This is a genomic window from Testudinibacter sp. 'clade 2' (assembly GCF_006227735.1).
In the GTDB taxonomy this organism is placed as follows: domain Bacteria; phylum Pseudomonadota; class Gammaproteobacteria; order Enterobacterales; family Pasteurellaceae; genus Chelonobacter.
The window spans coordinates 1-23178 of sequence record NZ_VDHB01000030.1 but is presented as its reverse complement, the minus strand read 5'-3'; the positions used below and the strand labels follow the sequence as shown (position 1 = coordinate 23178).

At 46.5% G+C, this 23178-nt stretch carries 19 protein-coding genes; 14 read left to right on the top strand and 5 right to left on the bottom strand.

What is annotated here, in order from left to right; all coding sequences use genetic code 11:
* The first annotated feature begins 47 nt into the window (after positions 1-47).
* Entirely contained in the window at positions 48-743 is a 696-nt protein-coding gene (locus FHQ30_RS03275; RefSeq protein ID WP_139611887.1) for a 7-cyano-7-deazaguanine/7-aminomethyl-7-deazaguanine transporter, read from the top strand.
* A 142-nt stretch (positions 744-885) separates the two neighbouring features.
* On the opposite strand, the gene prlC is transcribed toward FHQ30_RS03275, so the two are convergent.
* Positions 886-2925 (bottom strand): oligopeptidase A, encoded by a 2040-nt coding sequence (gene prlC, locus FHQ30_RS03270; RefSeq protein ID WP_139611886.1) that lies wholly within the window; start codon positions 2923-2925, stop codon positions 886-888.
* A 135-nt stretch (positions 2926-3060) separates the two neighbouring features.
* Between prlC and FHQ30_RS03265 the strand changes: the two genes are divergently transcribed.
* Together FHQ30_RS03265 and gorA are read left to right on the top strand one after the other, a co-directional pair.
* Positions 3061-3903, top strand: coding sequence for a 23S rRNA (adenine(2030)-N(6))-methyltransferase RlmJ (locus tag FHQ30_RS03265; protein WP_139611885.1), 843 nt, complete (start codon positions 3061-3063; stop codon positions 3901-3903).
* Between the two features lie 152 nt (positions 3904-4055).
* Entirely contained in the window at positions 4056-5411 is a 1356-nt protein-coding gene (gene gorA, locus FHQ30_RS03260; RefSeq protein WP_139611884.1) for a glutathione-disulfide reductase, read from the top strand.
* Between the two features lie 76 nt (positions 5412-5487).
* Here the strand turns inward: gorA and FHQ30_RS03255 are convergent, their stop codons facing one another.
* Entirely contained in the window at positions 5488-6147 is a 660-nt protein-coding gene (locus tag FHQ30_RS03255) for an NAD(P)-dependent oxidoreductase (protein ID WP_139611883.1), read from the bottom strand.
* Between the two features lie 157 nt (positions 6148-6304).
* Here FHQ30_RS03255 and FHQ30_RS03250 point away from each other — a divergent pair, with 157 nt between their 5' ends.
* From FHQ30_RS03250 to phoR, 4 genes are read left to right on the top strand one after another with little or no spacing between them, the layout of a single operon-like run.
* The gene (locus FHQ30_RS03250; protein WP_139611882.1) at positions 6305-7213 is read left to right on the top strand and encodes a LysR family transcriptional regulator; all 909 of its coding nucleotides are present in this window, start codon (positions 6305-6307) and stop codon (positions 7211-7213) included.
* On the top strand, positions 7210-7563 hold the full coding sequence (locus FHQ30_RS03245; protein WP_267963850.1) for a GIY-YIG nuclease family protein: 354 nt from the start codon (positions 7210-7212) through the stop codon (positions 7561-7563). The genes FHQ30_RS03250 and FHQ30_RS03245 overlap by 4 nt, the downstream gene beginning before the upstream one ends.
* Before the next feature lie 31 nt (positions 7564-7594).
* Positions 7595-8287: a phosphate regulon transcriptional regulator PhoB gene (phoB, locus tag FHQ30_RS03240; protein WP_139611881.1), complete on the top strand. Its 693-nt coding sequence runs from the start codon at positions 7595-7597 to the stop codon at positions 8285-8287.
* Positions 8288-8298: 11 nt separating this feature from the next.
* A complete protein-coding gene (gene phoR / locus FHQ30_RS03235; RefSeq protein ID WP_139611880.1) occupies positions 8299-9603 on the top strand; it encodes a phosphate regulon sensor histidine kinase PhoR in 1305 nt (434 codons plus the stop codon).
* Here phoR and FHQ30_RS03230 read toward each other — a convergent pair.
* The gene (locus FHQ30_RS03230; protein WP_139611879.1) at positions 9587-9970 is read right to left on the bottom strand and encodes a VOC family protein; all 384 of its coding nucleotides are present in this window, start codon (positions 9968-9970) and stop codon (positions 9587-9589) included. The two genes, phoR and FHQ30_RS03230, sit on opposite strands and share 17 nt — an antisense overlap.
* Positions 9971-10032: 62 nt before the next feature.
* The gene (gene ffh, locus FHQ30_RS03225) at positions 10033-11412 is read right to left on the bottom strand and encodes a signal recognition particle protein (protein WP_139611878.1); all 1380 of its coding nucleotides are present in this window, start codon (positions 11410-11412) and stop codon (positions 10033-10035) included.
* A gap of 242 nt (positions 11413-11654) precedes the next feature.
* On the opposite strand from ffh, the gene FHQ30_RS03220 reads away from it, so the two are divergent.
* From FHQ30_RS03220 to FHQ30_RS03210, 3 genes are all read left to right on the top strand, one after another.
* A complete protein-coding gene (locus tag FHQ30_RS03220; RefSeq protein WP_139611877.1) occupies positions 11655-12464 on the top strand; it encodes a cytochrome C assembly family protein in 810 nt (269 codons plus the stop codon).
* Between the two features lie 87 nt (positions 12465-12551).
* A complete protein-coding gene (locus tag FHQ30_RS03215; RefSeq protein WP_139611876.1) occupies positions 12552-13841 on the top strand; it encodes an HlyC/CorC family transporter in 1290 nt (429 codons plus the stop codon).
* Between the two features lie 259 nt (positions 13842-14100).
* Positions 14101-16143, top strand: a complete 2043-nt coding sequence (locus FHQ30_RS03210; protein WP_139611875.1) for a TonB-dependent receptor domain-containing protein — start codon at positions 14101-14103, stop codon at positions 16141-16143.
* 70 nt (positions 16144-16213) lie between these two features.
* On the opposite strand, the gene tal is transcribed toward FHQ30_RS03210, so the two are convergent.
* The gene (gene tal, locus FHQ30_RS03205; protein WP_132965967.1) at positions 16214-17164 is read right to left on the bottom strand and encodes a transaldolase; all 951 of its coding nucleotides are present in this window, start codon (positions 17162-17164) and stop codon (positions 16214-16216) included.
* A 220-nt stretch (positions 17165-17384) separates the two neighbouring features.
* On the opposite strand from tal, the gene lptD reads away from it, so the two are divergent.
* The 4 genes from lptD to FHQ30_RS03185 all read left to right on the top strand — a co-directional run bounded on the left by lptD (position 17385) and on the right by FHQ30_RS03185 (position 23164).
* Positions 17385-19745: an LPS assembly protein LptD gene (lptD, locus tag FHQ30_RS03200; RefSeq protein WP_139611874.1), complete on the top strand. Its 2361-nt coding sequence runs from the start codon at positions 17385-17387 to the stop codon at positions 19743-19745.
* A 28-nt stretch (positions 19746-19773) separates the two neighbouring features.
* Positions 19774-20460 (top strand): bifunctional protein-disulfide isomerase/oxidoreductase DsbC, encoded by a 687-nt coding sequence (gene dsbC, locus FHQ30_RS03195; RefSeq protein ID WP_139611873.1) that lies wholly within the window; start codon positions 19774-19776, stop codon positions 20458-20460.
* A 108-nt stretch (positions 20461-20568) separates the two neighbouring features.
* Positions 20569-22284, top strand: coding sequence for a single-stranded-DNA-specific exonuclease RecJ (gene recJ, locus FHQ30_RS03190; protein WP_139611872.1), 1716 nt, complete (start codon positions 20569-20571; stop codon positions 22282-22284).
* A gap of 52 nt (positions 22285-22336) precedes the next feature.
* Positions 22337-23164 (top strand): thioredoxin domain-containing protein, encoded by an 828-nt coding sequence (locus FHQ30_RS03185; RefSeq protein ID WP_139611871.1) that lies wholly within the window; start codon positions 22337-22339, stop codon positions 23162-23164.
* Positions 23165-23178 lie beyond the last annotated feature (14 nt).

Below are 23178 nucleotides of genomic sequence, written 5' to 3'. Positions count from 1 at the left end.
AATATTTGGGTTCCCTCGCCCCCAAACACAAACAAAAAGGTAGCAACATGTTTTCCACTTCTGCGCTGTTTAATACGCAACAAAAACGCAATGCGTTAATTATCTTGAGTTTTTTCCATATCCTGATCATCACCGCCAGCAACTATTTGGTGCAGTACGCTTTTGAAGTGCGGTTGCCGTTCAGTGATTTTAGTTTTCATACCACTTGGGGCACGTTAACCTTCCCATTTATTTTCTTGGCGACCGATCTTACGGTGCGGGTATTTGGGGCCAAAGAAGCGCGCCAGATTATTTTTGTGGTAATGGTTCCGGCGTTGATCATCAGCTATCTGGTGTCTACTTTGTTTGTTGATCAACAATTTCAAGGACTGACCGCACTTGCCACTTTTAATCTGTTTGTGTTTCGGATTGCGATCGCCAGCTTTGCCGCTTATGTGTTCGGGCAGTTATTAGATGTGTTAGTCTTCAATCGCTTGCGTCAACTGAAAACCTGGTGGATTGCACCCAGTTGCTCGATGACTTTCGGCAGTGCTTGCGATACCTTAATGTTTTTTGTGATTGCGTTTTACCAAAGCAGCGATCCGTTTATGGCGGAAAACTGGTTTGCGCTCGGCGTGGTAGACTACCTGTTCAAAATGTTTGTCGGCTTACTATTCTTCGTCCCGGCTTACGGCGTGGTGCTGAATATTATTTTGAAAAAGCTACGCCAACTTGCTGATGTGCGTGAACCGCACTTTAATTAATATTTATCGTATAAATGCCGCTATTGAATTTTTTGATAGCGATTTTTGGTATTGATTTGTATAACGTTGTCGCTAAGATTTGTCGTCAAAAATTGAGGGGCTTCTGCCCCTCTAATCTGTTGATTTAATACCCAAGTGCGGTCTAATCGGCAATTCCCTTATGTCTTAACAACGCATCCAGCTGCGGTTCGCGGCCACGGAAGCGTTTGAACAGTTCCATTGGTTCTTCTGAGCCGCCACGGGTGAGGATGTGATCCAAAAAGGCTTGTCCGGTTTGCGGATTGAAAATGCCTTGTTCTTCAAACAGCGAGAACGCATCAGCCGACAACACTTCTGCCCACAAATAGCTGTAGTAACCCGCAGAATAACCACCACCAAAAATATGGCTGAACGAATGGGGGGAGCGAACCCAATCGATACTTTTAAACAATGAAACTTGTTGCTTAACTTGTTGTAAGGTTTCCAGCACGCGCGCGCCAAGTTTAGGGTCATATTCGTAGTGCAGTCGGAAATCGAAAATACTGAACTCCAGCTGGCGTAATACGAACATCGCCGCTTGGTAATTTTTGGCGGCAAGTAGCTGAGTTAGTTTCTCGTTTGGCAGTGGTTCATTGGTTTGGTAATGGCCGGAAATAAAATCCAACGCGTCTTTTTCCCAACACCAGTTTTCCATAAATTGGCTTGGCAGTTCGACCGCGTCCCATGGTACGCCGTTGATGCCAGATACGTCACCGACATCAATCAGGGTCAGCATATGGTGAATGCCGTGCCCGAATTCGTGGAATAGCGTGGTGACTTCGTCGTGGGTAAACAGCGCCGGTTTGTCGCCAATCGGTTTATTGAAATTACATACCAAATAGGCAACCGGTTTTTGGATTTCGCCGTTAACAAGGCGTTTGCGCCCGATGCAGGCGTCCATCCATGCACCGCCACGTTTGTGCGGACGGGCGTACAGATCCAGATAGAAGCTGCCGCGAAGTTGGTTATTGCTGTCATACAGCTCAAAAAAACGCACGTCGTCATTCCAGACATCCACATCAAACCGCTCTTTTGCTGTGATACCGAAAATGCGTTTTACCACTTCAAACAGGCCGTTCAGCACCCGATTTTCCGGGAAATACGGGCGCAGTTCTTCGTCATTGATCGCAAATAGATGCTGTTTCTGTTTTTCGCTGTAGAAGGCGATATCCCAAGGCTCTAGCTCGTTGACGCCGAACGCTTGGGCTGTGTAGGCTTTCAGTTCGGCTAGTTCTTTTTCCCCTTGCGGCTTGGCGCGAGTTGCCAGATTTTGTAGAAAATCCAATACTTGCTGTGGGCTTTCCGCCATTTTGGTGGCAAGCGAGTAGTCGGCATAAGTCGCAAAACCGAGCAATTGTGCCAATTCAAAACGCAGTTGTAGCATTTCGTCGATTAAGGCGCTGTTATCCCAAGTGCCGGCATTTGGCCCTTGATCAGAGGCGCGAGTATTGAAGGCGCGGTACATCTCTTCGCGCAAAGTGCGGTTTTCGCAGTAGGTCATCACCGGTAAATAACTCGGAAATTCCAACGTGAAAAGGTAGCCGTCTAGTTCTTTGCTTTGTGCTGCTTCTTGCGCTGCTTGCAACGCCGATTCCGGCAACCCTTGCAGCTCATTTACATCAGTAATCAGTTTGTCCCAGCCCATGGTGGCGTCTAACACATTATTACTGAATTCTGAGCTGAGTTCCGACAACCGTGCCACAATTTCGCCGTAGCGCTGTTGTTGTTCCGGCGCTAACGCAATCCCGGAAAGTTCGAAATCACGCAAGGTGTCGTTAATGGCTTTTTGTTGGGCGATGGATAAAGTGGCGAATTCTGCGCTGTTTTTCAGTTGCGAATACGCCGCAAACAGCCCTTGATGCTGTCCGAGCCAAGTGCTGTATTCTGACAGCAAAGGTAAACAGGCTTGATAGGCTTCGCGCAGTTCCGGACTGTTTCTCACCGAATTCAAATGGCTGACCGGCGACCAAGCGCGCCCCAGCCGATCGCCGGCTTCGCTTAATGGCTGCACCAAATTGTCCCAGTTAAAGTGCGGTTGCTGCAATACGGTTTCGACGGTTTGGCGGGCTTGTGCGATCAACTGTTCAATCGCCGGCACCACGTGCTGTGGCTGAATTTGAGAAAAGTGCGGTAAGCCGCTTTGATTTAATAAAGGATTAGTCATTATTGTTCTCTTTGTTGTTTGTGTAATTATTTAATTAAAGTGCGGTATGTTTTACCTGAATTCAAGCGAAGAATAAAGAAAAAGCACGCAAAGTGCGGTAAACTGTTGCCAATTTATGATCAATAAGGACGGACTATGCTGAGCTATCGCCACAGCTTTCACGCCGGCAATCATGCCGACGTATTGAAACACATTGTATTACTGCGGATTATTCGTGCACTGCAACAAAAAGAGAAAGGCTTTTTTTATCTCGATACCCACGCTGGCGTCGGGCGTTATAGCTTGAACACTTACGAAGCGGAAAAAACCGCAGAATATCAGGAAGGGGTTGCCCGTTTGTGGCAGCGTGATGATCAGCCGCCAGAGGTTGCTGACTATCTGGCACAGGTGAAAAAAGTGAATTATGGTGCTCAGTTGAAGCACTATCCCGGTTCGCCGTTAATCGCCGCTAACTTACTGCGAGCGCAAGATCGGGCGCTGTTTACCGAACTGCATCCGAGTGATTTTCCGCTGTTGCGGAATAATTTTAAACAATATGAAAATGTGACGACTAAACGTGATAACGGCTATCAGCAACTGAAAGCCGCATTGCCGCCAAAAGAGCGACGTGGCTTGGTGTTGATCGATCCACCTTATGAGTTAAAAGAGGATTACGATTTAGTGGTGCAGGCGATTGAGGAAGGTTATAAACGATTTGCTACCGGCACTTATGCGATTTGGTATCCGGTGGTGTTGCGTCAGCATGTTAAACGGATTGTGCGTGGTTTGGAACAGAGCGGCATTCGCAAAATCTTACAGATCGAATTGGCGCTGCGTCCTGATTCGGATCAACGTGGCATGACCGCCAGTGGCATGATTGTGATTAATCCACCGTGGACGTTGCAAGCTGAGATGCAAGCAGTGTTGCCTTATTTGGTTAAAACACTTGTCCCAGAAAATACCGGTTCATGGAAAGTGGAGTGGATCACCCCGGAATAAGCAGCAAGTGTGCAAATATTGAGGCAAAGTGCGGTTATGGCAAGTAGATTGCTGGCAACAATTAAAATAATCAGTTTTATTGAATGGCTTTTTGCCCCTTTTTTCGGCAGAATTGGCATAGTTTTATAAATAAATCAGTTAAGGATGAGAGTATGACAAGCAAGCATTATGATTATATCGCCATCGGCGGTGGCAGCGGTGGCATTGCCTCGATTAACCGTGCCGCCAGTTATGGCAAAAAGTGTGCGCTGATCGAAGCAAAATATTTGGGTGGAACCTGTGTTAATGTCGGTTGTGTACCGAAAAAGGTGATGTGGCACGGAGCGCAAATCGCCGAAGCGATTAATCTGTATGCGCAGGATTACGGCTTTGATGTCAAACTCAATGGCTTTGATTTTGCCAAATTGGTGGAAAGTCGCCAAGCTTATATTGGCCGCATTCACCAGTCCTACGAAAGGGTGTTGGGCAATAACAAGGTTGATGTGATTCAGGGCTTTGCCCAATTCGTCAACCACAATACGGTGGAAGTGAACGGTGAGCAGATTAGTGCTGATCATATTCTGATTGCCACCGGTGGTCGTCCGTCGATGCCGCAGATTAAAGGCGCAGAATACGGTATCAATTCCGACGGTGTATTTGCTTTAAATGCCTTGCCAAAACGGGTTGCCGTGGTTGGAGCCGGCTATATTGCGGTCGAATTGGCTGGTGTGTTGCATAATTTGGGGGTGGAAACTCACCTGTTTGTGCGCCAACATGCCCCGTTGCGTAATTTTGATCCGTTGATTGTGGAAACCTTGTTAGAAGTATTAAGCAGCGAAGGTCCAACGCTGCATACTTATGCGATTCCGCAAGAAATCGTGAAAAATGCTGATGGCAGTTTAACGGTGAAACTGGAAGATGGGCGCGAGCAAATCGTAGACACCTTGGTGTGGGCGATCGGACGCGAACTGGCAACCGATAACCTCAATTTGCAAGCAGCGGGAGTGCAAACCAATGCCAAAGGCTATATTCCGGTGGATAAGTTCCAAAATACCAATGTCAAAGGCATTTATGCGGTTGGTGACAACACCGGCGCCGTGGAGCTGACGCCGGTTGCGGTGGCGGCAGGACGTCGTTTGTCCGAACGTCTGTTTAACCACAAACCGAACGAGCATTTGGATTACAACCTGATCCCGACGGTGGTCTTCAGTCACCCCCCAATCGGCACAATCGGCTTGACCGAACCGCAGGCGATCGAACAATACGGTGAAGCCAACGTGAAAGTGTATAAATCTTCGTTTACTGCGATGTACACTGCCGTGACTCAACACCGCCAACCGTGCCGCATGAAATTGGTCTGTGCCGGGCCGGATGAAAAAATTGTCGGCTTGCACGGCATCGGCTTCGGCGTGGACGAAATGATCCAAGGCTTCGCCGTGGCGATCAAAATGGGCGCGACCAAAGCCGACTTCGATAACACCGTCGCGATTCATCCGACCGGCTCGGAAGAGTTTGTGACCATGCGTTAAGACTTAAGATATTAAGCATTAAACGCAGAACGAAAAGGGCAGATCATATTCTGCCCTTTTTAGTGATGACTTGCTATTATGACAGCTCCGCCACGGTAAAACGTTGCTGTAAATGGCGTTGCTGCTCCACATCATCGGCGATGGCGCAGGCTAGATCGGCCACGCTGATATCTGCTGGGGCGCCTTGAGCATCAAGCAGCACATCATCTTTACCAACGCGATATTTTCCTGTGCGTTCAAAGCGAACCGGATTTACCGCAAACATAGCCGCCGGTGAGAGAAACGCCCAGTTGAGATCACGACGTGCTTTTAAATCATTGAGTAATTCGCGCGCAGCATTTGCGCCCGGATAGACCTCTGCCGGAAAGTCTGGGCTGTCAACCAATTGCAGGTTCGGTGCGATATTTAAGCTGCCTGCACCACCGATCACCAACAAATACCGCACTTTTGCAGTTTTAGCGGCTTCAACAATATTGTTAGCCCCTTTTTTGAAATCGGCGGCCAGATTCGGATTGTCCCACCCTGGGTTAAACGCACTGACCACAGCATCAAATCCGATCAATTTTTCAGCAAAATCATCAGCATTGACATCGGCGGCAATGGCTTGAATATTATCTGCTTTTGCTACTTTATCGGTGTGGCGTGCGAAAGCGCTGACTTGATGTCCACGGGCGGCTAATTCTAAAACGGTTGCATTACCGACTAAACCGGTGGCTCCAATAACGGCAATTTTCATACTATTTTCCTTTTGTAAGTGAAATGATTAATCCATACCAAATTGATTCGGTATGTTGGTTTGTGTTGATGGCGGTTAGTGTAGATCGATGTTGAAGGCTTGATAATCCCGGTTTTACTGTTTATATTGTTAAGTAAAACTTAATAAAGGATGTGCGATGCAAGAGATTAAACCGCTGTTGGTACTGGCGGCAGTGTTAGAATATGGCAGCATGAACGAAGCAGCCAAAGTGTTAAATATGACGCCATCGGCAGTCAGTCAGCATATTTCCAAGTTGGAACAACGGCATAAAGTGAAATTACTCCATCGCAGCACCCGCCGTTTGACCCCGACCGATGCCGGACGTGAGTTGCAGCAATATTGTTTGCGTTTGCAATATGCGCTGGGCGATACTTTGCAAGCGTTGGATAATTTGAAAGTGGAAGCGGCTGGTGAGCTGAATATCGCTTTGCCGTCCGGCATGGCATCGGTGCCAGCTTTTCAACAGGCATTAAAAAAACTCCGTCAGGATTATCCTGAAATTCAGCCGATTTTACATTTTTCTGACAGTTTGGTAGATTTGAAACAGGGCAATATTGATATTGCGCTGCGTGGCGGAGAATATGCGCTGCAGGCACCGGATCTGATTGCGCGCCCGCTGGCGGAATGGCGCTGGCTGATTTGTGCGGCGCCGGATTATCTGTCGGCACGCGAGCCGATTCAGCGACCTGAGCAGCTATTGGCACAATATTGGCTGCACTATTTGCCGATCAAGCGGATCCCAATGCGCTTTGAGCGTGAAAGTTATGTGCTGGAGATTACAGACAGCCTGCATTGTAATCAAATATCCGCAGTTTATCAGTTGACATTAGCAGGCGTGGGATTGTCTATGCAGTTGAATGGCGAAGTGGCGACACCACTGGCACAAGGGCAGTTGCAAGTGGTGTTGCCGCAATGGCAGTTACCTGCGTTGACGATTTATGCGGTGACGTCTTATCGCGTGCAGTCGGCAAAAACCGAAGTGGCTTTAAAGATTCTGCAACACTATTTTGCGGATAGTTTGCCGCGTGGTGAAAGTGCGGTATGAAGTATTTAACTGAATTGGGTTTGCCGCTTATTAAACCGCACTTTGCCCAAAATATTGAACTTGGCAACACTGACTTGATAGCCGCAAAACCCTGGAGCGTGTATTTGCTGCATTGTAGCAATCAGGCATTTTATTGCGGCATCAGCAACCGGCCCGAGCAACGGTTTAAGGCGCATCTGGCAGGCAAGGGGGCTAAATTTACCCGAATGCACCCGCCGCTGGAAATGCGTTTGGTTTATCAAGCCTTATCTCGTGCGGAAGCCAGTCGATTAGAAGCGAAAATTAAAAAATTAAGCGCGGCACAAAAACGCAGTTTGTGGTGTAAGCTGGCTGAATATCTGTCGGGTTAGCCGGATAACAGTGGTGAAAAGGAGAAACGGAGTGTCAACCAGAATTCTATTGGTGGAAGATGAAGTTGCGATTCGGGAAATGGTGGCTTTAGTTTTGCTGCAACAAGGCTATGAAGTGATGGAAGCGGGCGATTACCGCAGTGCGATTCGCCAAGTCGGGCAGCAGATACCGCACTTGGTGGTGCTGGACTGGATGTTGCCGGGTAAGTCGGGTTTGCAGTTTTTGCAATATTTGAAGCAACATGACAGCTGTAGCAAAGTACCGGTGGTGATGTTGACCGCCAAAAGCGAAGAAGCGGATTGTATCGCTTGTCTCAATGCTGGTGCAGACGATTACGTTACCAAGCCGTTTTCGCCGAAAGAGCTGGTGGCACGCTTGAAAGCGGTGTTGCGCCGCAGTGGCTTTGAGCAGGGCGAAACGGTGTTGGAAATCGACGGATTGATGTTGGACAACAATAGCCATCGGGTCACTTGTAAAGGCAAAGAGATTGCGTTGAGTTCGACTGAATTTAAGTTGTTGCATTTCTTTATGAAACACCCGGAGAAAGTCTATACCAGAGAAAAACTGCTGGATCGGGTTTGGGGAGATGATATCTATGTGGAAGATCGTACTGTCGATGTCTATATCCGCCGTTTACGCAAAAATTTGCAGAAACACGGTTATGATCACTATATTCAAACGGTGCGTGGCGCTGGCTATCGTTTTTCACAAAAAGTAAAATAGGGACGCTCAGCATGTTTAAAATGCCCTGTTTTAATTTGATTATCGAGCTGTTGCTTGCCACCGCTATTGCTGCTTTTTTCAGCTATTTTAGCGGCACTTTTTTATTGTGGTTTGTGTTTGTATTGTTGCTGCTGCTGATTTGGCACCACTACAATGAAACCCATTTTTTGAAAATGCTCGATCGCAACCGGGTCAGCGATAAATATCAAATCGGTATCTGGGAAAGCATTTCGCAAACGCTGGCGTATCAAAAACGGCGTTCGCACAAAGAACGGTTTAAGACGTTACGCATTTTGTCGCGGTTAAATAAAAATATTCAGTTTATTCCCGATGCGGTGATTATTTGCGGGCAAGATGGGCAGATTTATTGGTGCAACAATGCCGCTCAAGAGCTGTTTTCGTTTTTTTGGAATAAGAAAAGCCAGAAAAATCTGTTTAATGTGATTTTTTATCCGGAATTTAAAACCTATTTTGACAACCAGCCGCACAATTCACCGCTGGTGCTGATGCCAAATAATGATCAATATATCGAAGTGAATTTGAACCGGTATGACGGTGAAAATTGTATGTTGATCGCCCGTGACATTACCCAAATCATCAAATTGTTGCAAAGTCGGCAAGTGTTTCTGTCGAATTTGAATCATGAACTCAGAACACCGTTGACCGTGCTGCAAGGCTATCTGGAAATGCTGGAGGATCGCAAAGCCTCGAAAACGCTGCATACCCGCGCAGTGGCGATTATGCAGGAGCAAGTGCAGCGCATGAGCAACCTGCTGCAACAATTGACATTGTTGATTAAAATCGAAACGTCGTCAGCTAATGAGAAATCAGAAGTGGTTGATATACCGGCGATTTTAACTTTACTATTAAATGATTCTGAAATATTGTCCGATGTTAACCATCAAGTTGCACTGGAATTTGAACCGCACTTGAAGCTGAAAGGCAATCCGTCCGAGCTGAACAGCATCTTTTCTAATCTGCTGTATAATGCGCTTAAGCATTCCGAGGGCGATAAGATCAAGGTGAGTTGGAAACGGGTGGAACAGGGCGCTTATTTTGCGGTGGAGGACAACGGCAAAGGCATTGCGCCGGAGCATATTCCGCACTTGACCGAGCGTTTTTATCGGGTCGAAGATTCACGCAGTCGTGACAGTGGCGGCAGCGGAATCGGCTTGGCGATTGTCAAATATGCGTTGGCGCATTTGAATACCCAGTTGCAAATCAGCAGCGAACCGGGCAAAGGTAGTATTTTTTCGTTTACTGTGCCGGAGGAGTTTGTCGTGGTAGAAGAGATAGCGGTTACAAATAACGGCTGATTTCTAGTAGGTTGCCATCCGGATCACGCAGATAAACCGATTCGATTTTGCCGAGTGCGCCGCTGCGCGGCACGATTGCGTCGATAATCTCAATATGATGTTGTTGTAAGTGAGTGATCACCTCATTCAAATCGCTGCTGGTCAACAAACACAAATCCGCCGAGCCGCAAACCGCCTGTGCGGCTTTCGGTTCGATCTCGTTGCCTTTCACATGCAAATTAATCTTCTGTTGCCCGAACAGCAACGCCTTACGCTTTTCGCCAAAGGTGATTTCCTGCATGCCTAATACTCGGGTGTAAAAATCCAACGTGCGTTGCAGATCGGCGACGGTTAATACCAAGTGATCAAGTGCGGTAATTTTAATCATGCTTGCTCCGAAAAAACAGTCTGTTAAAAGTCAAAGTGCGGTCTGCAACCGCACTTGCTCGATTAACGTCTGAACATGTTGCCGATGCCGCCCATGCCGCCGCCCATCATGCCTTTCATGCCCTTCATCATTTTTGCCATGCCGCCTTTGCGCATTTTTTTCATCATGCGTTGCATTTCGGTAAATTGTTTCAACATTTTGTTCAGGTCTTGCACCTGCGTACCGGAACCGAGCGCAATCCGGCGTTTGCGTGAGCCTTTGATGAGGTCGGGATTTTGCCGCTCTTTGAAAGTCATTGAGTTGATCATCGCCTCCATTTTGTTGAACATTTTATCGTCTACCTGTCCTTTGATGTGATCTGGCAGGTTTTTGGCGCCGGGCAGCTTTTCTAGCATCGTCATCATGCCGCCCATTTTTTTCATCTCGATCAGTTGCTCACGAAAATCTTCTAAGCTGAAATCGTCGCCTTTTTTGAATTTCTGCGCCATTTTTTCGGCTTTTTCTTTATCCACCGAGCGTTCTAGATCTTCGATCAGCGACAGCACATCGCCCATGCCGAGAATCCGTGAAGCCACCCGATCCGGATGGAATGGCTCCAACGCATCGGTTTTTTCGCCCATACCGAGGAATTTAATCGGTTTGCCGGTGATTTGGCGAATCGATAATGCCGCACCACCACGTGCGTCGCCATCGACTTTGGTTAAGATCACCCCGGTCAGCGGCAAGGCTTCGTTAAAGGCTTTGGCGGTGTTGGCAGCGTCTTGCCCGGTCATCGCATCCACAGTAAATAAGGTTTCGATCGGATTCAAAGCAGCGTGGACTTGTTTGATTTCGTCCATCATTTCGCTGTCAACGTGCAAGCGACCGGCAGTATCGACGATCAACACGTCATAGAATTTCAGTTTGGCGTGTGCCAGTGCGGTTTTGGCAATGTGTACCGCACTTTGGCTGGTGTCAGACGGAAAGAAATCCACTTTTACGGTTTCGGCTAAGGTTTCCAATTGCTTAATCGCCGCCGGGCGGTAAACATCGGCAGAAACTACCAACACCTTTTTCTTGTGGCGTTCGCGCAAAAATTTTGCCAGTTTGCCGACGCTGGTGGTTTTCCCCGCTCCTTGCAAACCTGCCATCAAAATTACCGCCGGTGGTTGGGTAGCAAGATTTAAGGTTTCGTTGGCTTCGCCCATTGCCGCTTCCAGCTCGCTTTGGACGATTTTGACGAACTCTTGCCCCGGTGTCAGACTTTTATTGACTTCAACCCCGACGGCACGTTCTTTGACTTTATTGATAAATTCGCGCACCACAGGCAAGGCAACATCGGCCTCCAGCAATGCCATGCGCACTTCGCGCAAGGTGTCTTTGATATTGTCTTCGGTTAAACGCGCACGTCCGCGGATGCTGCGTAGGGTATGGGAGAGACGATCAGATAAATTTTCAAACATAATAATTCCTGTGGTAAATACCGCACTTTAGACTGGATTGCTGCGTGAATAGCGCAAAGATAGTAGCGATTATACAAGATTTCGTTTTATTTTCACGCTTAAACCATTTTGTAGTAGAAAAATGAGGACAAAACTGATACTTTCAAGCGGAATAGTTATCAATAAAAGTGAGTTGCAGCATTATTTCCGCGCTTATTTTTTTATAAGTGCGGTCTGAGTATTACCAAAAAGAGATATCAGCCATGTATTTATCTGCCGGATTAGCGATTATCGCTTATTTAATCTGTACTTTCACCCTCTTGCCGCAGTTGTTGCAGGCGCAAAGCGGCGGCGAGAAGGCAACAATTCCTAAGCGTAGCCGTTTTATCATCAGCTCGGCGGTGGCGCTGCTGCTGCATGGGGTTTTTATTCAACAATTGTTTGTGGTCGGCGGTGACGGGCTGAATTTTACCCTGTTGAATATCCTGAATTTGATGACGCTGTTGATTGTGCTGTTGGTGACGATGGCGCTGTCGCATTTGAATACGTTATGGTTTTTGTTGCCGATGGTATACAGCTTTGCGATCATCGGTATTCTGGTCGGTGTGTTGATTCCGGGGCATGTGGTGGCCTATTTGCAGGATAACACCGCACTTTTGATCCATATTACCTTGGCGCTGCTCTCTTATGCGGTCTGTTTTATTGCGCTGTTGTATGTGTTTCAGCTGAACTGGCTCGATAAAAAATTGAAAAGCAAAAAAGTGGTGTTTTCGCCGATGATCCCGTCACTAATGAGCGTTGAGCGCCAGTTTTTCAAGATTTTGTGTATTGGGGAGCTGTTGCTGACATTGGCGTTGCTGAGTGGTGCGCTGTCGCTGCATAATTTCTTTGCACCGGAGCAGATTCAAAAGGCGATTTTTTCGTTTTTGGCGTGGATTGTGTTCGGATTGCTGTTGATCGGACATCGCAAACTGCATTGGCGTGGAAAGAGGGTGCTAATTTATACAATTTCAGGTATGATCTTACTCACTATTGCTTATTTTGGCAGTCGGACTTTTCTGACAGTGCTATAGCAAAGTCCGAAAGTGCGGTTGAACTCAAAATGGACACCGTCGGAACCGCACTTTTCGGGATGATTTGTTAACGGAAGGATGATCTCTTTGGACAGTATCCCCCTTAGTACGCTGTTTATCGCTTTAATCGTACTGCTTATTTGTTCTGCCTACTTCTCCGGTTCGGAAACCGGTCTGCTTTCACTCAACCGCTATCGTATGCGTTACCTTGCCGGGCAAGGGCACTCTGGTGCCAGAAAAGCGGAAAACCTGCTTAAACGTACCGATACCCTGCTAGGTTTAGTGTTAATTTTCAACAACATGGTGAATATTGCCGCCTCTGCTATTTCGACGATTATCGGGATGCGATTGTTCGGTGATGCCGGGGTCGCGATTGCGACCGGTGCGTTGACCTTTGTGATGTTGGTATTTTCTGAAATTCTGCCGAAAACCTTGGCGGCGATGTATCCGGAAAAAGTCGGGTTTACCACCAGTCACTTGCTGACGCTATTATTGAAAATCTCGCTGCCACTGGTCTATTTCATTAACTTTTTTACCAAACTGTTGATTAAGCTGTTGGGGATCAAAACCGACCATAAGGCACACCACAGCATTAGCCAGGAAGAGCTGCGCAGCATTGTGCATGAATCGGGTAAATTTATTCCATCGGCGCACCAAGACATGCTGCTTTCAATTCTGGATTTGGAACAAGTGACGGTTGATGACATCATGGTGCCGCGTAATGATATCGGCGGTATTGACCTTGACGACGATTGGAAAGCGATTATGCGCCAGCTCAACCATGCAGCGCACAGTCGAGTGGTGTTGTATAAAGGCAACATGGACGAAAATGTGCTGGGTATGCTGCGCGTGAGGGAAGCCTACCGTTTGATGTTGGATAAAAATGAATTCAACAAAGAGACTTTGGTGCGGGCGGCAGATGAAATCTATTTTATTCCTGAAGGCACGCCGCTGAATACTCAGTTGTTGAATTTTAAAACCAACAAAGAGCGGATCGGGTTGGTGGTAGATGAATACGGCGATCTGAAAGGTTTGATTACGTTAGAAGATATTTTGGAAGAGATCGTCGGTGAATTTACCACTTCGATGACGCCATCGATTGAAGAGGAGGTCAGTGAGCAGTCTGACGGTTCAGTATTGATTGATGGGCAGGCGAATATTCGTGATCTGAATAAGCTGTTTGGCTGGGAGCTCAGCACCGAGGGGCCGCGCACTTTTAATGGTATGATTCTAGAGCATTTGGAAGAGATTCCGGTAGCAGGGACGGTGTGTGAAATAGAGGGTTTGTTGATTACGATTATTGAAGTTTCCGATAATATGGTGAAACAAGCCAAAGTGGTACGTAAAGGTACTAGCGCAGAAAAGATCAAAACCTAAGCGATTGTTTTTACATCTGTAATATTATTTTTGACCGCACTTTACCTTCAAATGGTAAAGTGCGGTTTTGTTTTTTTAAAGTTAAGATATAAGTCAATTTTGAGAACAAATATCATTTACTTTCTCATAACCTAGGTGTTATAATTTTCCGGCATTTTTGCAGTAAGTTTGTAGATTTAGGATTCTTTTAGCAACATTGCTAGCAGGATAGCGATTTTCTACACTGGATTAAAATGAATAACTCTAAGGAAATATCAACATGTCTAACAAGTTTAAGCTAACCTATGTCAGTCTGGCGGTATTAGGCGCACTGACAGCAACATCCACTTTGGCAAATACCAACACATCGAACCAAGTACTAGATGAGATTGTGGTCACAGATCGTCAAGGAACCAAAATTGAAACTAACGTAGTGACGGAACAAGAGAAAGATGAGCACACTGAAACCGATTTACGAGGACTATTGACTGAAGAGCCGTCGATTGCGTTTGGTGGCGGCAACGGCACATCACAATTTCTGACGATTCGTGGCATGGGGCAAAACTCGGTCGATATCAAAATTGACAATGCCTACTCCGACAGTCAAGTGCTATACCATCAAGGTCGTTTTATCGTCGATCCGTCGTTATTGAAAAGCGTGTCGGTACAAAAAGGGGCGGGTTCAGCCAGTGCTGGGATCGGCGCAACCAACGGCGCAATTATCACCAAAACAGTTGATGCATTGGATCTGTTAAAAAACAGCGATCGTGATTACGGTTTCAAACTGAACGGCGGTTATTCTAGCAATGAGGGGCACTCTTATGGCGGGGCGCTATTCGGTAAATCCGGCAATTTTGATGCATTGTTCTCATTTAACCGCACTGATGAGGAAAATTACAAAGCGGGTCGAGGCTATAAGAATATTGATGGTGGAGAAACCGTGCCTTACAGCGGCTTGGATAAACGTAACTATATGATTAAACTGGGTGCTACTTTGGGTGATCATCGCTTGGTGTTAAGCCATATGCAGGATCAACATCGTGGTGTGCGTACCGTGCGAGAAGAGTTTACTGTTACGGGTGGTCGGTTGAATTTAGTAGGTCAAGCGCCGGCTTATCGTGAAACTACGCTGAAAAATACTAACCTTGAGTGGACTGCGAAAAATCTGGGCTTTATCAGCCAATTAACGTCTAATGTTTACGTCATGCAAAACCATCGTTATTCAGCTGATGATGCCGGTTGTGGCTATTGTGGCAATATTGCAGGGCCGACCAAAACTAAAATTGAAACCCGTGGTGCCAACGTGAATTTTGACTCACCGATTGGTGAAAATGTGCTGTTGAAATACGGTGTTAACTATCGTGATCAGAAAATTACCCCGCACGCTTTCTTGAACCGATTCTATACATTAGGTGAACCGAAAAAAACTGATGTCGGCACCTATTTAGAAGCAATCAGCACCTTAGGCGATTTCACCTTGACCACCGGTCTGCGTTACGACTATTTCAAAGTGAAAACCACCGATGGTAAATCAGCCTCTGATGGACGTCTCAATCCAAGCCTTGGTTTGATCTGGCAGCCGCTGGACAGCTTGAGCTTCAGTGTTGATCATAACTATGCTTCCCGTAGCCCGCGTTTATACGATGCGTTGCTAACGCACGGTAAACGTGGTGTGATCAGCATTGCTGACGGTACGGTGGCTGAACGTGCCCGCAATACTGAAATCGGCTTTAACTATGATAACGGCAATTTCTCATTGGCAGGTAGCTATTTCTGGCAGAAAATCAGCAATGCGATTGCCAATCCACAAAACAGACACGGTTCGGGTGAAAATTCGATCAGAGAGACGGTAAATGCTGGTTATATTAAAAATCACGGCTATGAACTGAGTGCAGCGTATCGGTTGGAAGGCTTTACCGCACGTGTTGGTGTGGCAGAAAGCAAACCAAGAATCTATGATACGCACAAAGACAACTTGCTCAGTTCCAATCCGGAATTTGCAGTGCAAGTGGGGCGCACTTGGACAGCTTCTTTAGCCTACCGCTTTATGCAGCCGGATCTTGAGCTGGGCTGGCGCAACCGCACGGTTGAAGATGCCGAAGGTTCAGTCTTGGTGCGTGAAAGCAGCACGCCGGTAAAACGTGAAGGTTATACCGTGCATGATTTCTATATCAACTGGAAACCGTTCAGCAATGATAAGATGAATGTCAACTTTGCGGTGAACAATGCGTTCAATAAGTTTTACTATCCGCATACCCAACGTGGCGAAACATTAGCCGGCGCAGGACGTGATATTCGTGTTGGTATTAACTACCAGTTCTAATTAAATCTTGCATCTCAGCCTAAAAAAACCGCACGTTAAAGTGCGGTTTTGTTTTAAGCAGCAGGCAAACTTACAGTTTGGTGCTCAGCATTGCTTCTAATTTCTCTTGGTCGGCGGCGAATTTGCGGATACCGTCGGTCAGTTTTTCCACTGCCATCGGATCGCTGTTGTGCTGCCAATAGAATTGTGCTTCGCTCAGCGGCGCTGGGCGCTCTTTTACGTTGCCTTTGAAGTCTAACTTACGCTCTAGTGGTTGATTGCTCTCTTGCAACTCTTTCAACAAACCAGGGGCGATGGTCAGGCGATCACAGCCCGCCAACTCGGTGATTTCGCCGATATTACGGAAGCTGGCACCCATTACCACGGTTTTGTAGTCGTAGGTTTTGTAGTAGTTATAAATTTCGGTCACTGACACCACACCCGGATCTTCGTGCGGCGCATACTCTTTTTTATCGCTATTGGCTTTGTACCAATCCAGAATACGACCGACAAACGGAGAGATCAGGTAAACGCCGGCTTCGGCACAGGCACGGGCTTGAGCTTGTGAAAACAGCAGGGTCAGGTTGCAGTTGATACCCTCTTTTTCCAGCACTTCTGCGGCACGGATACCTTGCCAAGTGGAGGCGATTTTGATCAGAATGCGTTCATTGCTGATGCCGGCTTGGTTATACAATTTGATCAATTTACGCGCTTTTTCAATCGTGGCCGCGGTGTCGTAAGACATGCGCGCATCGACTTCGGTCGAGATGCGTCCCGGTACGATTTTCAGAATTTCTAACCCAATATTCACCGCCAATTTATCTTCGGCATCAATCAATTGCTGTTTTTTATCGTCGCTTTGCTGTTTAGCATAAGCGATAGCATCATCAATCAACGGCGCATATTGCGGCAGGGACGAGGCGCTTAAAATCAGGGACGGATTGGTTGTTGCATCTTGCGGCTGATAGGTTTTAATGGCTTCGATATCACCGGTATCAGCAACCACCACAGTGATTTTACGTAACTCTTGTAATTGCGACATAGTTTTTCCTCATTAAGTGAACTGAATAAAAAATCACTTCATTCTACCCTTATTAAGGTCAAATGTGCCAATCATTTCTGAGGCGAATATTGAGACCAATGAAAATTTTTGTCGGATAGTCCGGCAGAGGAAAATATTCGCATGATCAATGGAGGGATTTCGAGTACAATCAACCCAGTTTCGCTGTTTTATCACCATTTTTATTAGCTTGGGTTACAGAATGAAAAAAAATACTTATAGCCTACTGGCGACCCTGATTCTGAGTGCATTGTACGGCACTGTGCACAGCAGTGCGGCGCAAGCAGATTTGCGTCAGCAGTGTCTGTTGGGCGTACCGCACTTTAGCGGCACACCGGTTAGCGGCAACCCGAATGATTTGCCGGTGTACATCGAAGCCAATCGCGGTGAAATGTTGCATGCCACGGAAGCAACTTATCAGGGCGATGTGGATATTCAACAGGGAAACCGTCGTTTGCAGTCGCAATATGCGAAAATTACCACGCAAGATAATGCCGGGCAGCTGACCCGTTTTGCCTATATTGACGGCGATTTGCAATACCGTGACGAGCAGATCGATTTGAAAGGCCGCAATGCCAAAATTAATCTGAACAGCAAAGACAGTGATTTGCAAAATGCCGATTACCAATTTGTCGGTCGCCAAGGACGTGGTACCGCACAACAGGCCGAGATGCGTGAGCGCTACCGCACTTTACACAATGCGACTTTTACTTCTTGCTTACCGAATGATAATGCCTGGTCGATCGAAGCCGATGAAATTCGTCAAGATTTGCAAGAAGAAGTTGCCGAAATGTGGGGAGCACGTTTTAAAGTGCTGGGTGTGCCGATTTTGTATTCCCCCTATTGGCAGTTGCCGTTGGGCGACCGTCGCCGCAGTGGATTGTTAATGCCACAATTTAGTATGTCGAGTCGTGACGGCTTCAGTTATGCACAACCGATTTATTGGAATATTGCACCGAATTATGATGCGACCTTTACCCCGAAAATGATGACGGATCGTGGTTTACAGTTGCTGACCGAATTTCGTTATTTGACTCAGTTTGGTTTGGGCACAGTGGCAACGGAATATTTGCATCGCGATCGTTTAAAAACCTATCTGGGCAACAATAAATCACGCCATCTGTTTTTCTGGCAACATGCCGCGACATTTGGTGATTGGCGTTTGAATGTGGATTATACCAAAGTGAGCGATAAGCGTTATTTTAATGACTTTAGCTCGGAATATGGTAACAGCACTGATGGATATGCCACTCAGAAATTCAGCTTGGGCTATTATCAGCCGAACTATAATTTGGTGATTTCCGGTAGACAATTCCAGATTTTTGATGAGGCTGAAATCGGACCGTATCGTGCGTTGCCACAGATTGATTTTAACTACTATAAAAATGGTTTAGCCAATGGTTGGTTGGATTTTGCGCTGTTTTCTCAAGCAGTGCATTTTGATAACGACAGTTCGTCTATGCCGAAAGCGTGGCGTTTTCATGTGCAGCCGGAGCTGAATTTACCTCTGAGCAATGATTACGGCAGCTTGAATTTACAAACCAAATTATATGCAACGCATTATCGCCAAACTTCAGGCAAAGGCGAAAATGCAGAAGCGGTGCAGAGCAGTGTCAATCGGGTGCTGCCACAGTTTAAAGCCGATTTACAGACTATTTTATTAAATTCCAAATCGGTGTTTGAAGGATACACTCAAACCCTCGAACCGCATGTACAGTATCTGTATCGACCGTATAAAGACCAAAGTAATATCGGCGCACAAAACGTGGATTCGAACTATCTTGGTTTGGGCTATGACAGCGCCCTGTTGCAACAAGATTATTTCTCGCTGTTTCGTGATCGTCGCTACAGCGGCTTAGATCGTATCGCATCAGCCAATCAAGTAACCGTCGGTGGTACGACCCGCTTTTTTGATCAAAATTCTGAAGAGCGGTTTAACTTTTCTTTGGGACAAATTTATTATTTGACCGCTTCGCGTATCGATAAATCAGAAGACAACAGCACCAGTCGTAACTCTTCTTCTTGGTCGATGCAATCCAATTGGAAAATCAATTCCGACTGGAACTGGCGTGGCAGTTATCAATATGATACGGTCTTGAACAAAACCGCACTTGCCAATACGGTGTTGGAATTTAACCCGAGTGGTAATAATTTGGTGCAATTGAACTATCGTTATGCCAGCCAGGATTATATCAATCAAAATTTACAAAGTGGCGCTAACAGTTATAATCAAGATATCAAACAGATTGGTGCGACGGTGGCTTGGGATATAGATGACAACTGGGCGATTATTGGTCGCTATTATCATGATGTCGCCTTAAATAAACCAGTGGAACAATATGGCGGCATTCAATATAACAGTTGTTGCTGGAGTGTTGGCATCGGCGCACGTCGTTACCTGACTTCCAGTAATCGCAGTGCTACCGCGGATCAGGTGTTTTACGATAATTCGGTCGGTATCAATTTTGAAATCAGGGGATTAGGCAGCAACTACTCCAGCGGTTTGCGCAGTATGCTGCAAAAAGGCATGCTGCCCTATGTTAAGCCGTTCAGCTTGGAATAACACACTATTAAAATAATTAAGGAAAACCATGAAAAAATCTATTTTGCTCGCCACAACGTTGTTCAGTAGTCTGGCATTCGGCTCCGATGCAGAGATCAATCAGCACCTTTCGGCACTGGGCATGACCAATATCGAGGTGCAACCTGCACCGATAAAAGGTATTAAATCGGTCGTTTCAGATCAAGGAATCTTCTATGTTTCTGAAGACGGCAACTATATTTTACGTGGCGATTTATTTGAATTTAAAAATGGTGAGCTGGTCAATTTGAGTGAAAAAATATTGTTCGGCAAGTTAAATGCGTTGAGCGATCAAATGATTGTTTATCCGGCAAAAAATGAAAAATATGTGGTGACGGTGTTTATGGATATCACCTGCCATTATTGCCATTTACTCTACAGCAAAAAAGACGAGTACAATAATTTGGGCATCACCTTACGTTTCTTGGCGTTTCCACGTGCCGGATTAGACAACCAAACCGCACGTCAAATGGAAGCAATCTGGCAGGCGAAGGATCGTAATCAAGCATTAGACGCCGCAGAGAACGGTGATTTGCCAAAAAATCTGATGACACCGGATATCGTGGCGCAACACTACGCCTTGGGACGTCAATATGGCGTACGTGGCACACCGAGCATCGTCACCGACAGTGGCGAAATGATCGGTGGATATCTGCCGCCGAAAGAGTTATTAGCTGCCTTGCAGGAAGCGCAATAAGTTTTTGTTGAATGTATTATTGAGCATAGTTCAACAGCTAAGCCCTGATTTATCAGGGTTTAGTTTATTTTATCTTTTTAGTTTTAAACAACAGGTTCAATTTTCAGCGTGAATAAAATTATCTGCCGTCGCCAAGCGGAAACCATTTTTCCTTTGGGGGACAGCCCGCTACTTAACCGTATTTTTTCAGTACGGGGCATTGCCAATCAACAGCAGTTAGACCGCACTTTGAAGTCACTGTTGCCGCCACAGCAACTCAGCGGCATGTCGGCGGCAGTCGAATTGTTGTTGGCTGCTCGGCGTGAACAGCAAAAAATTGTGATTGTCGGTGATTTTGATGCAGATGGCGCCACCAGCACCGCACTTGCAGTATTGGCATTACGTAAACTCGGCTTTCAACAGGTCGATTACTTGGTGCCGAACCGTTTTGAACAAGGCTACGGTTTAAGTGTCGATGTGGCGAAAATGGCGTTGGAAAAGCAAGTTGCATTGTTGATCACGGTGGATAACGGTGTTTCCTCATATGAAGGCGTAGAGTTCATTAAAAAGTGCGGTGTGAAGGTGATCATCACCGATCATCATTTGCCACCGGAGCAATTGCCGAGTGCCGATGTGATTATCAATCCCAATTTAGCCGACTGTAACTTTCCGTCAAAATCGCTTGCCGGAGTAGGGGTTACTTTTTATTTGATGCTGGCAGTGCGTGCGGCACTGCGTGATCGAGGTGAAATTGTGGCTTCAGAGCTGCCAAATTTTGCTGAACTTTTGGATCTGGTCGCATTGGGTACAATTGCGGATGTAGTGCCGTTAGATCAAAATAACCGTATTTTGGCACATCAAGGGCTGGAGCGAATTCGTGCTCAACGCTGTCGCTACGGCATTCAGGCGTTGGCAGAAATTGCCAATCGCGATCTCAGTCGTTTCGCCGCTTCGGATCTGGGCTTTGCTATCGGACCAAGATTAAATGCCGCTGGGCGTTTAGATAATATGAGCGTCGGGGTCGAGCTGCTGTTGGCGGATGATATGCAGCTTGCCCGCCAATTGGCACATGATTTGGATGCGCTGAACCAAACTCGCAAAGAAATTGAGCAAGGCATGAAGCTGGAAGCTTTGCAAATTTGTAGCCAATTACACGAGCTGGAACAGAGCTTGCCTTATGCGATAGCATTATATCGTGCAGACTGGCATCAGGGCGTGTTGGGTATTTTGGCTTCTCGGATTAAGGATCGATTTCACCGTCCGGTGGTGGCGTTCACTCAAGATCAGCCGGGGGTGCTAAAAGGCTCGGCGCGTTCGATTGAAGGACTGCATATCAGAGATGTGTTGGAACGCATTGACCAGCGTTGTCCGGGCATGATTTTGAAATTTGGCGGACATGCGATGGCGGCAGGCTTGAGTGTTGACGAGAGCCGTTTTGTAGAGTTTCAGCAACAGTTTCTTGAGATTGTATGCGACTGTGTGGCGCAAGAGCAGTTGACCGGCACGATCTGGAGCGATGGTGAATTGTCGCCAAGCGAGATGAATTTACAAACTGCGGAGCTTATTGCAGCTTGTGGCCCCTGGGGGCAAGCTTTTCCAGAGCCACTGTTTGACGGTGAGTTTAGGGTGTTACAACAGCGTTTGGTGGGCGGGCGGCATTTAAAAATGCTATTGCAACCACAGGGTAGCTCCCAGTTGTTTGATGCGATTGCGTTTAATATTGATCCGCAGCGCTATCCTGATTTATCGATAAAAACCATGAAAGTTGTCTATAAATTGGATATTAATGAGTTTCGTGGTAACCGACAGTTGCAGTTAATGGTAGAATATATGCAGCCTAGCTAAAAATAGCCTAGGATACGAATTAAGTGGGATAAGCTCCAAAGAGATAGTGGTCATGAAAAACAGAATAAGTCGGCTAAGCTGGCTAAGCCGGCTATGGCGGCTTGGGATAGTGTTGGTATTATGTTTCCCGTCAGCTTGGGCACAGACGCTAGCTGGCACAGCGCCAGTTAAAAATCTTACATCGGCTGTCGGCGCAGCAGAAAGTGCGGTTGCCGAGCCAACAGAACCTGGCATTTCTTCTGATACTCATGCCAGCGTTGACGAATCTGTTTTTCAAGACGGCAAAGACTATTTTTCTTATACGATTCCGATCAAATCCACTCCGATTGATGGGCGAATCGAAGTTAGGCTATTTTTTAGTTATGAATGTGCTTATTGTCTGACGGCGTTTGATAATTTAAGTTTGTATCAACGGTTGCATGATGAGCAAATTCGCTTGATTTTACAACCTATCGCCACCGAAGATGCGTTGTTCGGACCGAATGTCTATTACAGTTTGAATAATCTGGATCGTCAGGATCTGGCGGAGCTGCTGTTGTTTGATACCGCGGCTGAGCATCAAGGGAAATCTTCGTTGGTTGAGGGCGAAAATCTTTATCACTGGCTGATAAAGCACAATGTAGCGCTGGATCAGTTTTTAATGCAGATCAAATCACAGGCGGTCGCTGAAAAAGCCAAAGAGGCGGTGGAAGCAACCGAGAAATATGGGGTATTTACCAGCCCGTTTGTGGTGGTTGGCGGGCAATATGTATTAACCAGCAGCACCTTGTACAATGACGATTATACTTTTGCCGTGATGGATTTTTTGATTTCACGGATCTTACAACAACAGTCACCAGCCTTTGCCAATGCATCGAATAACTCGAATAAAATACAGTAGGGTCTGTTGATCTT

Excerpts from the sequence above, each read along its gene's own strand:
- FHQ30_RS03275 (WP_139611887.1), top strand. The coding sequence starts at position 48 with ATGTTTTCCACTTCTGCGCTGTTTAATACGCAACAAAAACGCAATGCG.
- prlC (WP_139611886.1), bottom strand. The coding sequence starts at position 2,925 with ATGACTAATCCTTTATTAAATCAAAGCGGCTTACCGCACTTTTCTCAA.
- FHQ30_RS03265 (WP_139611885.1), top strand. The coding sequence starts at position 3,061 with ATGCTGAGCTATCGCCACAGCTTTCACGCCGGCAATCATGCCGACGTA.
- gorA (WP_139611884.1), top strand. The coding sequence starts at position 4,056 with ATGACAAGCAAGCATTATGATTATATCGCCATCGGCGGTGGCAGCGGT.
- FHQ30_RS03255 (WP_139611883.1), bottom strand. The coding sequence starts at position 6,147 with ATGAAAATTGCCGTTATTGGAGCCACCGGTTTAGTCGGTAATGCAACC.
- FHQ30_RS03250 (WP_139611882.1), top strand. The coding sequence starts at position 6,305 with ATGCAAGAGATTAAACCGCTGTTGGTACTGGCGGCAGTGTTAGAATAT.
- FHQ30_RS03245 (WP_267963850.1), top strand. The coding sequence starts at position 7,210 with ATGAAGTATTTAACTGAATTGGGTTTGCCGCTTATTAAACCGCACTTT.
- phoR (WP_139611880.1), top strand. The coding sequence starts at position 8,299 with ATGTTTAAAATGCCCTGTTTTAATTTGATTATCGAGCTGTTGCTTGCC.
- FHQ30_RS03230 (WP_139611879.1), bottom strand. The coding sequence starts at position 9,970 with ATGATTAAAATTACCGCACTTGATCACTTGGTATTAACCGTCGCCGAT.
- ffh (WP_139611878.1), bottom strand. The coding sequence starts at position 11,412 with ATGTTTGAAAATTTATCTGATCGTCTCTCCCATACCCTACGCAGCATC.
- FHQ30_RS03220 (WP_139611877.1), top strand. The coding sequence starts at position 11,655 with ATGTATTTATCTGCCGGATTAGCGATTATCGCTTATTTAATCTGTACT.
- FHQ30_RS03210 (WP_139611875.1), top strand. The coding sequence starts at position 14,101 with ATGTCTAACAAGTTTAAGCTAACCTATGTCAGTCTGGCGGTATTAGGC.
- tal (WP_132965967.1), bottom strand. The coding sequence starts at position 17,164 with ATGTCGCAATTACAAGAGTTACGTAAAATCACTGTGGTGGTTGCTGAT.
- lptD (WP_139611874.1), top strand. The coding sequence starts at position 17,385 with ATGAAAAAAAATACTTATAGCCTACTGGCGACCCTGATTCTGAGTGCA.
- dsbC (WP_139611873.1), top strand. The coding sequence starts at position 19,774 with ATGAAAAAATCTATTTTGCTCGCCACAACGTTGTTCAGTAGTCTGGCA.
- FHQ30_RS03185 (WP_139611871.1), top strand. The coding sequence starts at position 22,337 with ATGAAAAACAGAATAAGTCGGCTAAGCTGGCTAAGCCGGCTATGGCGG.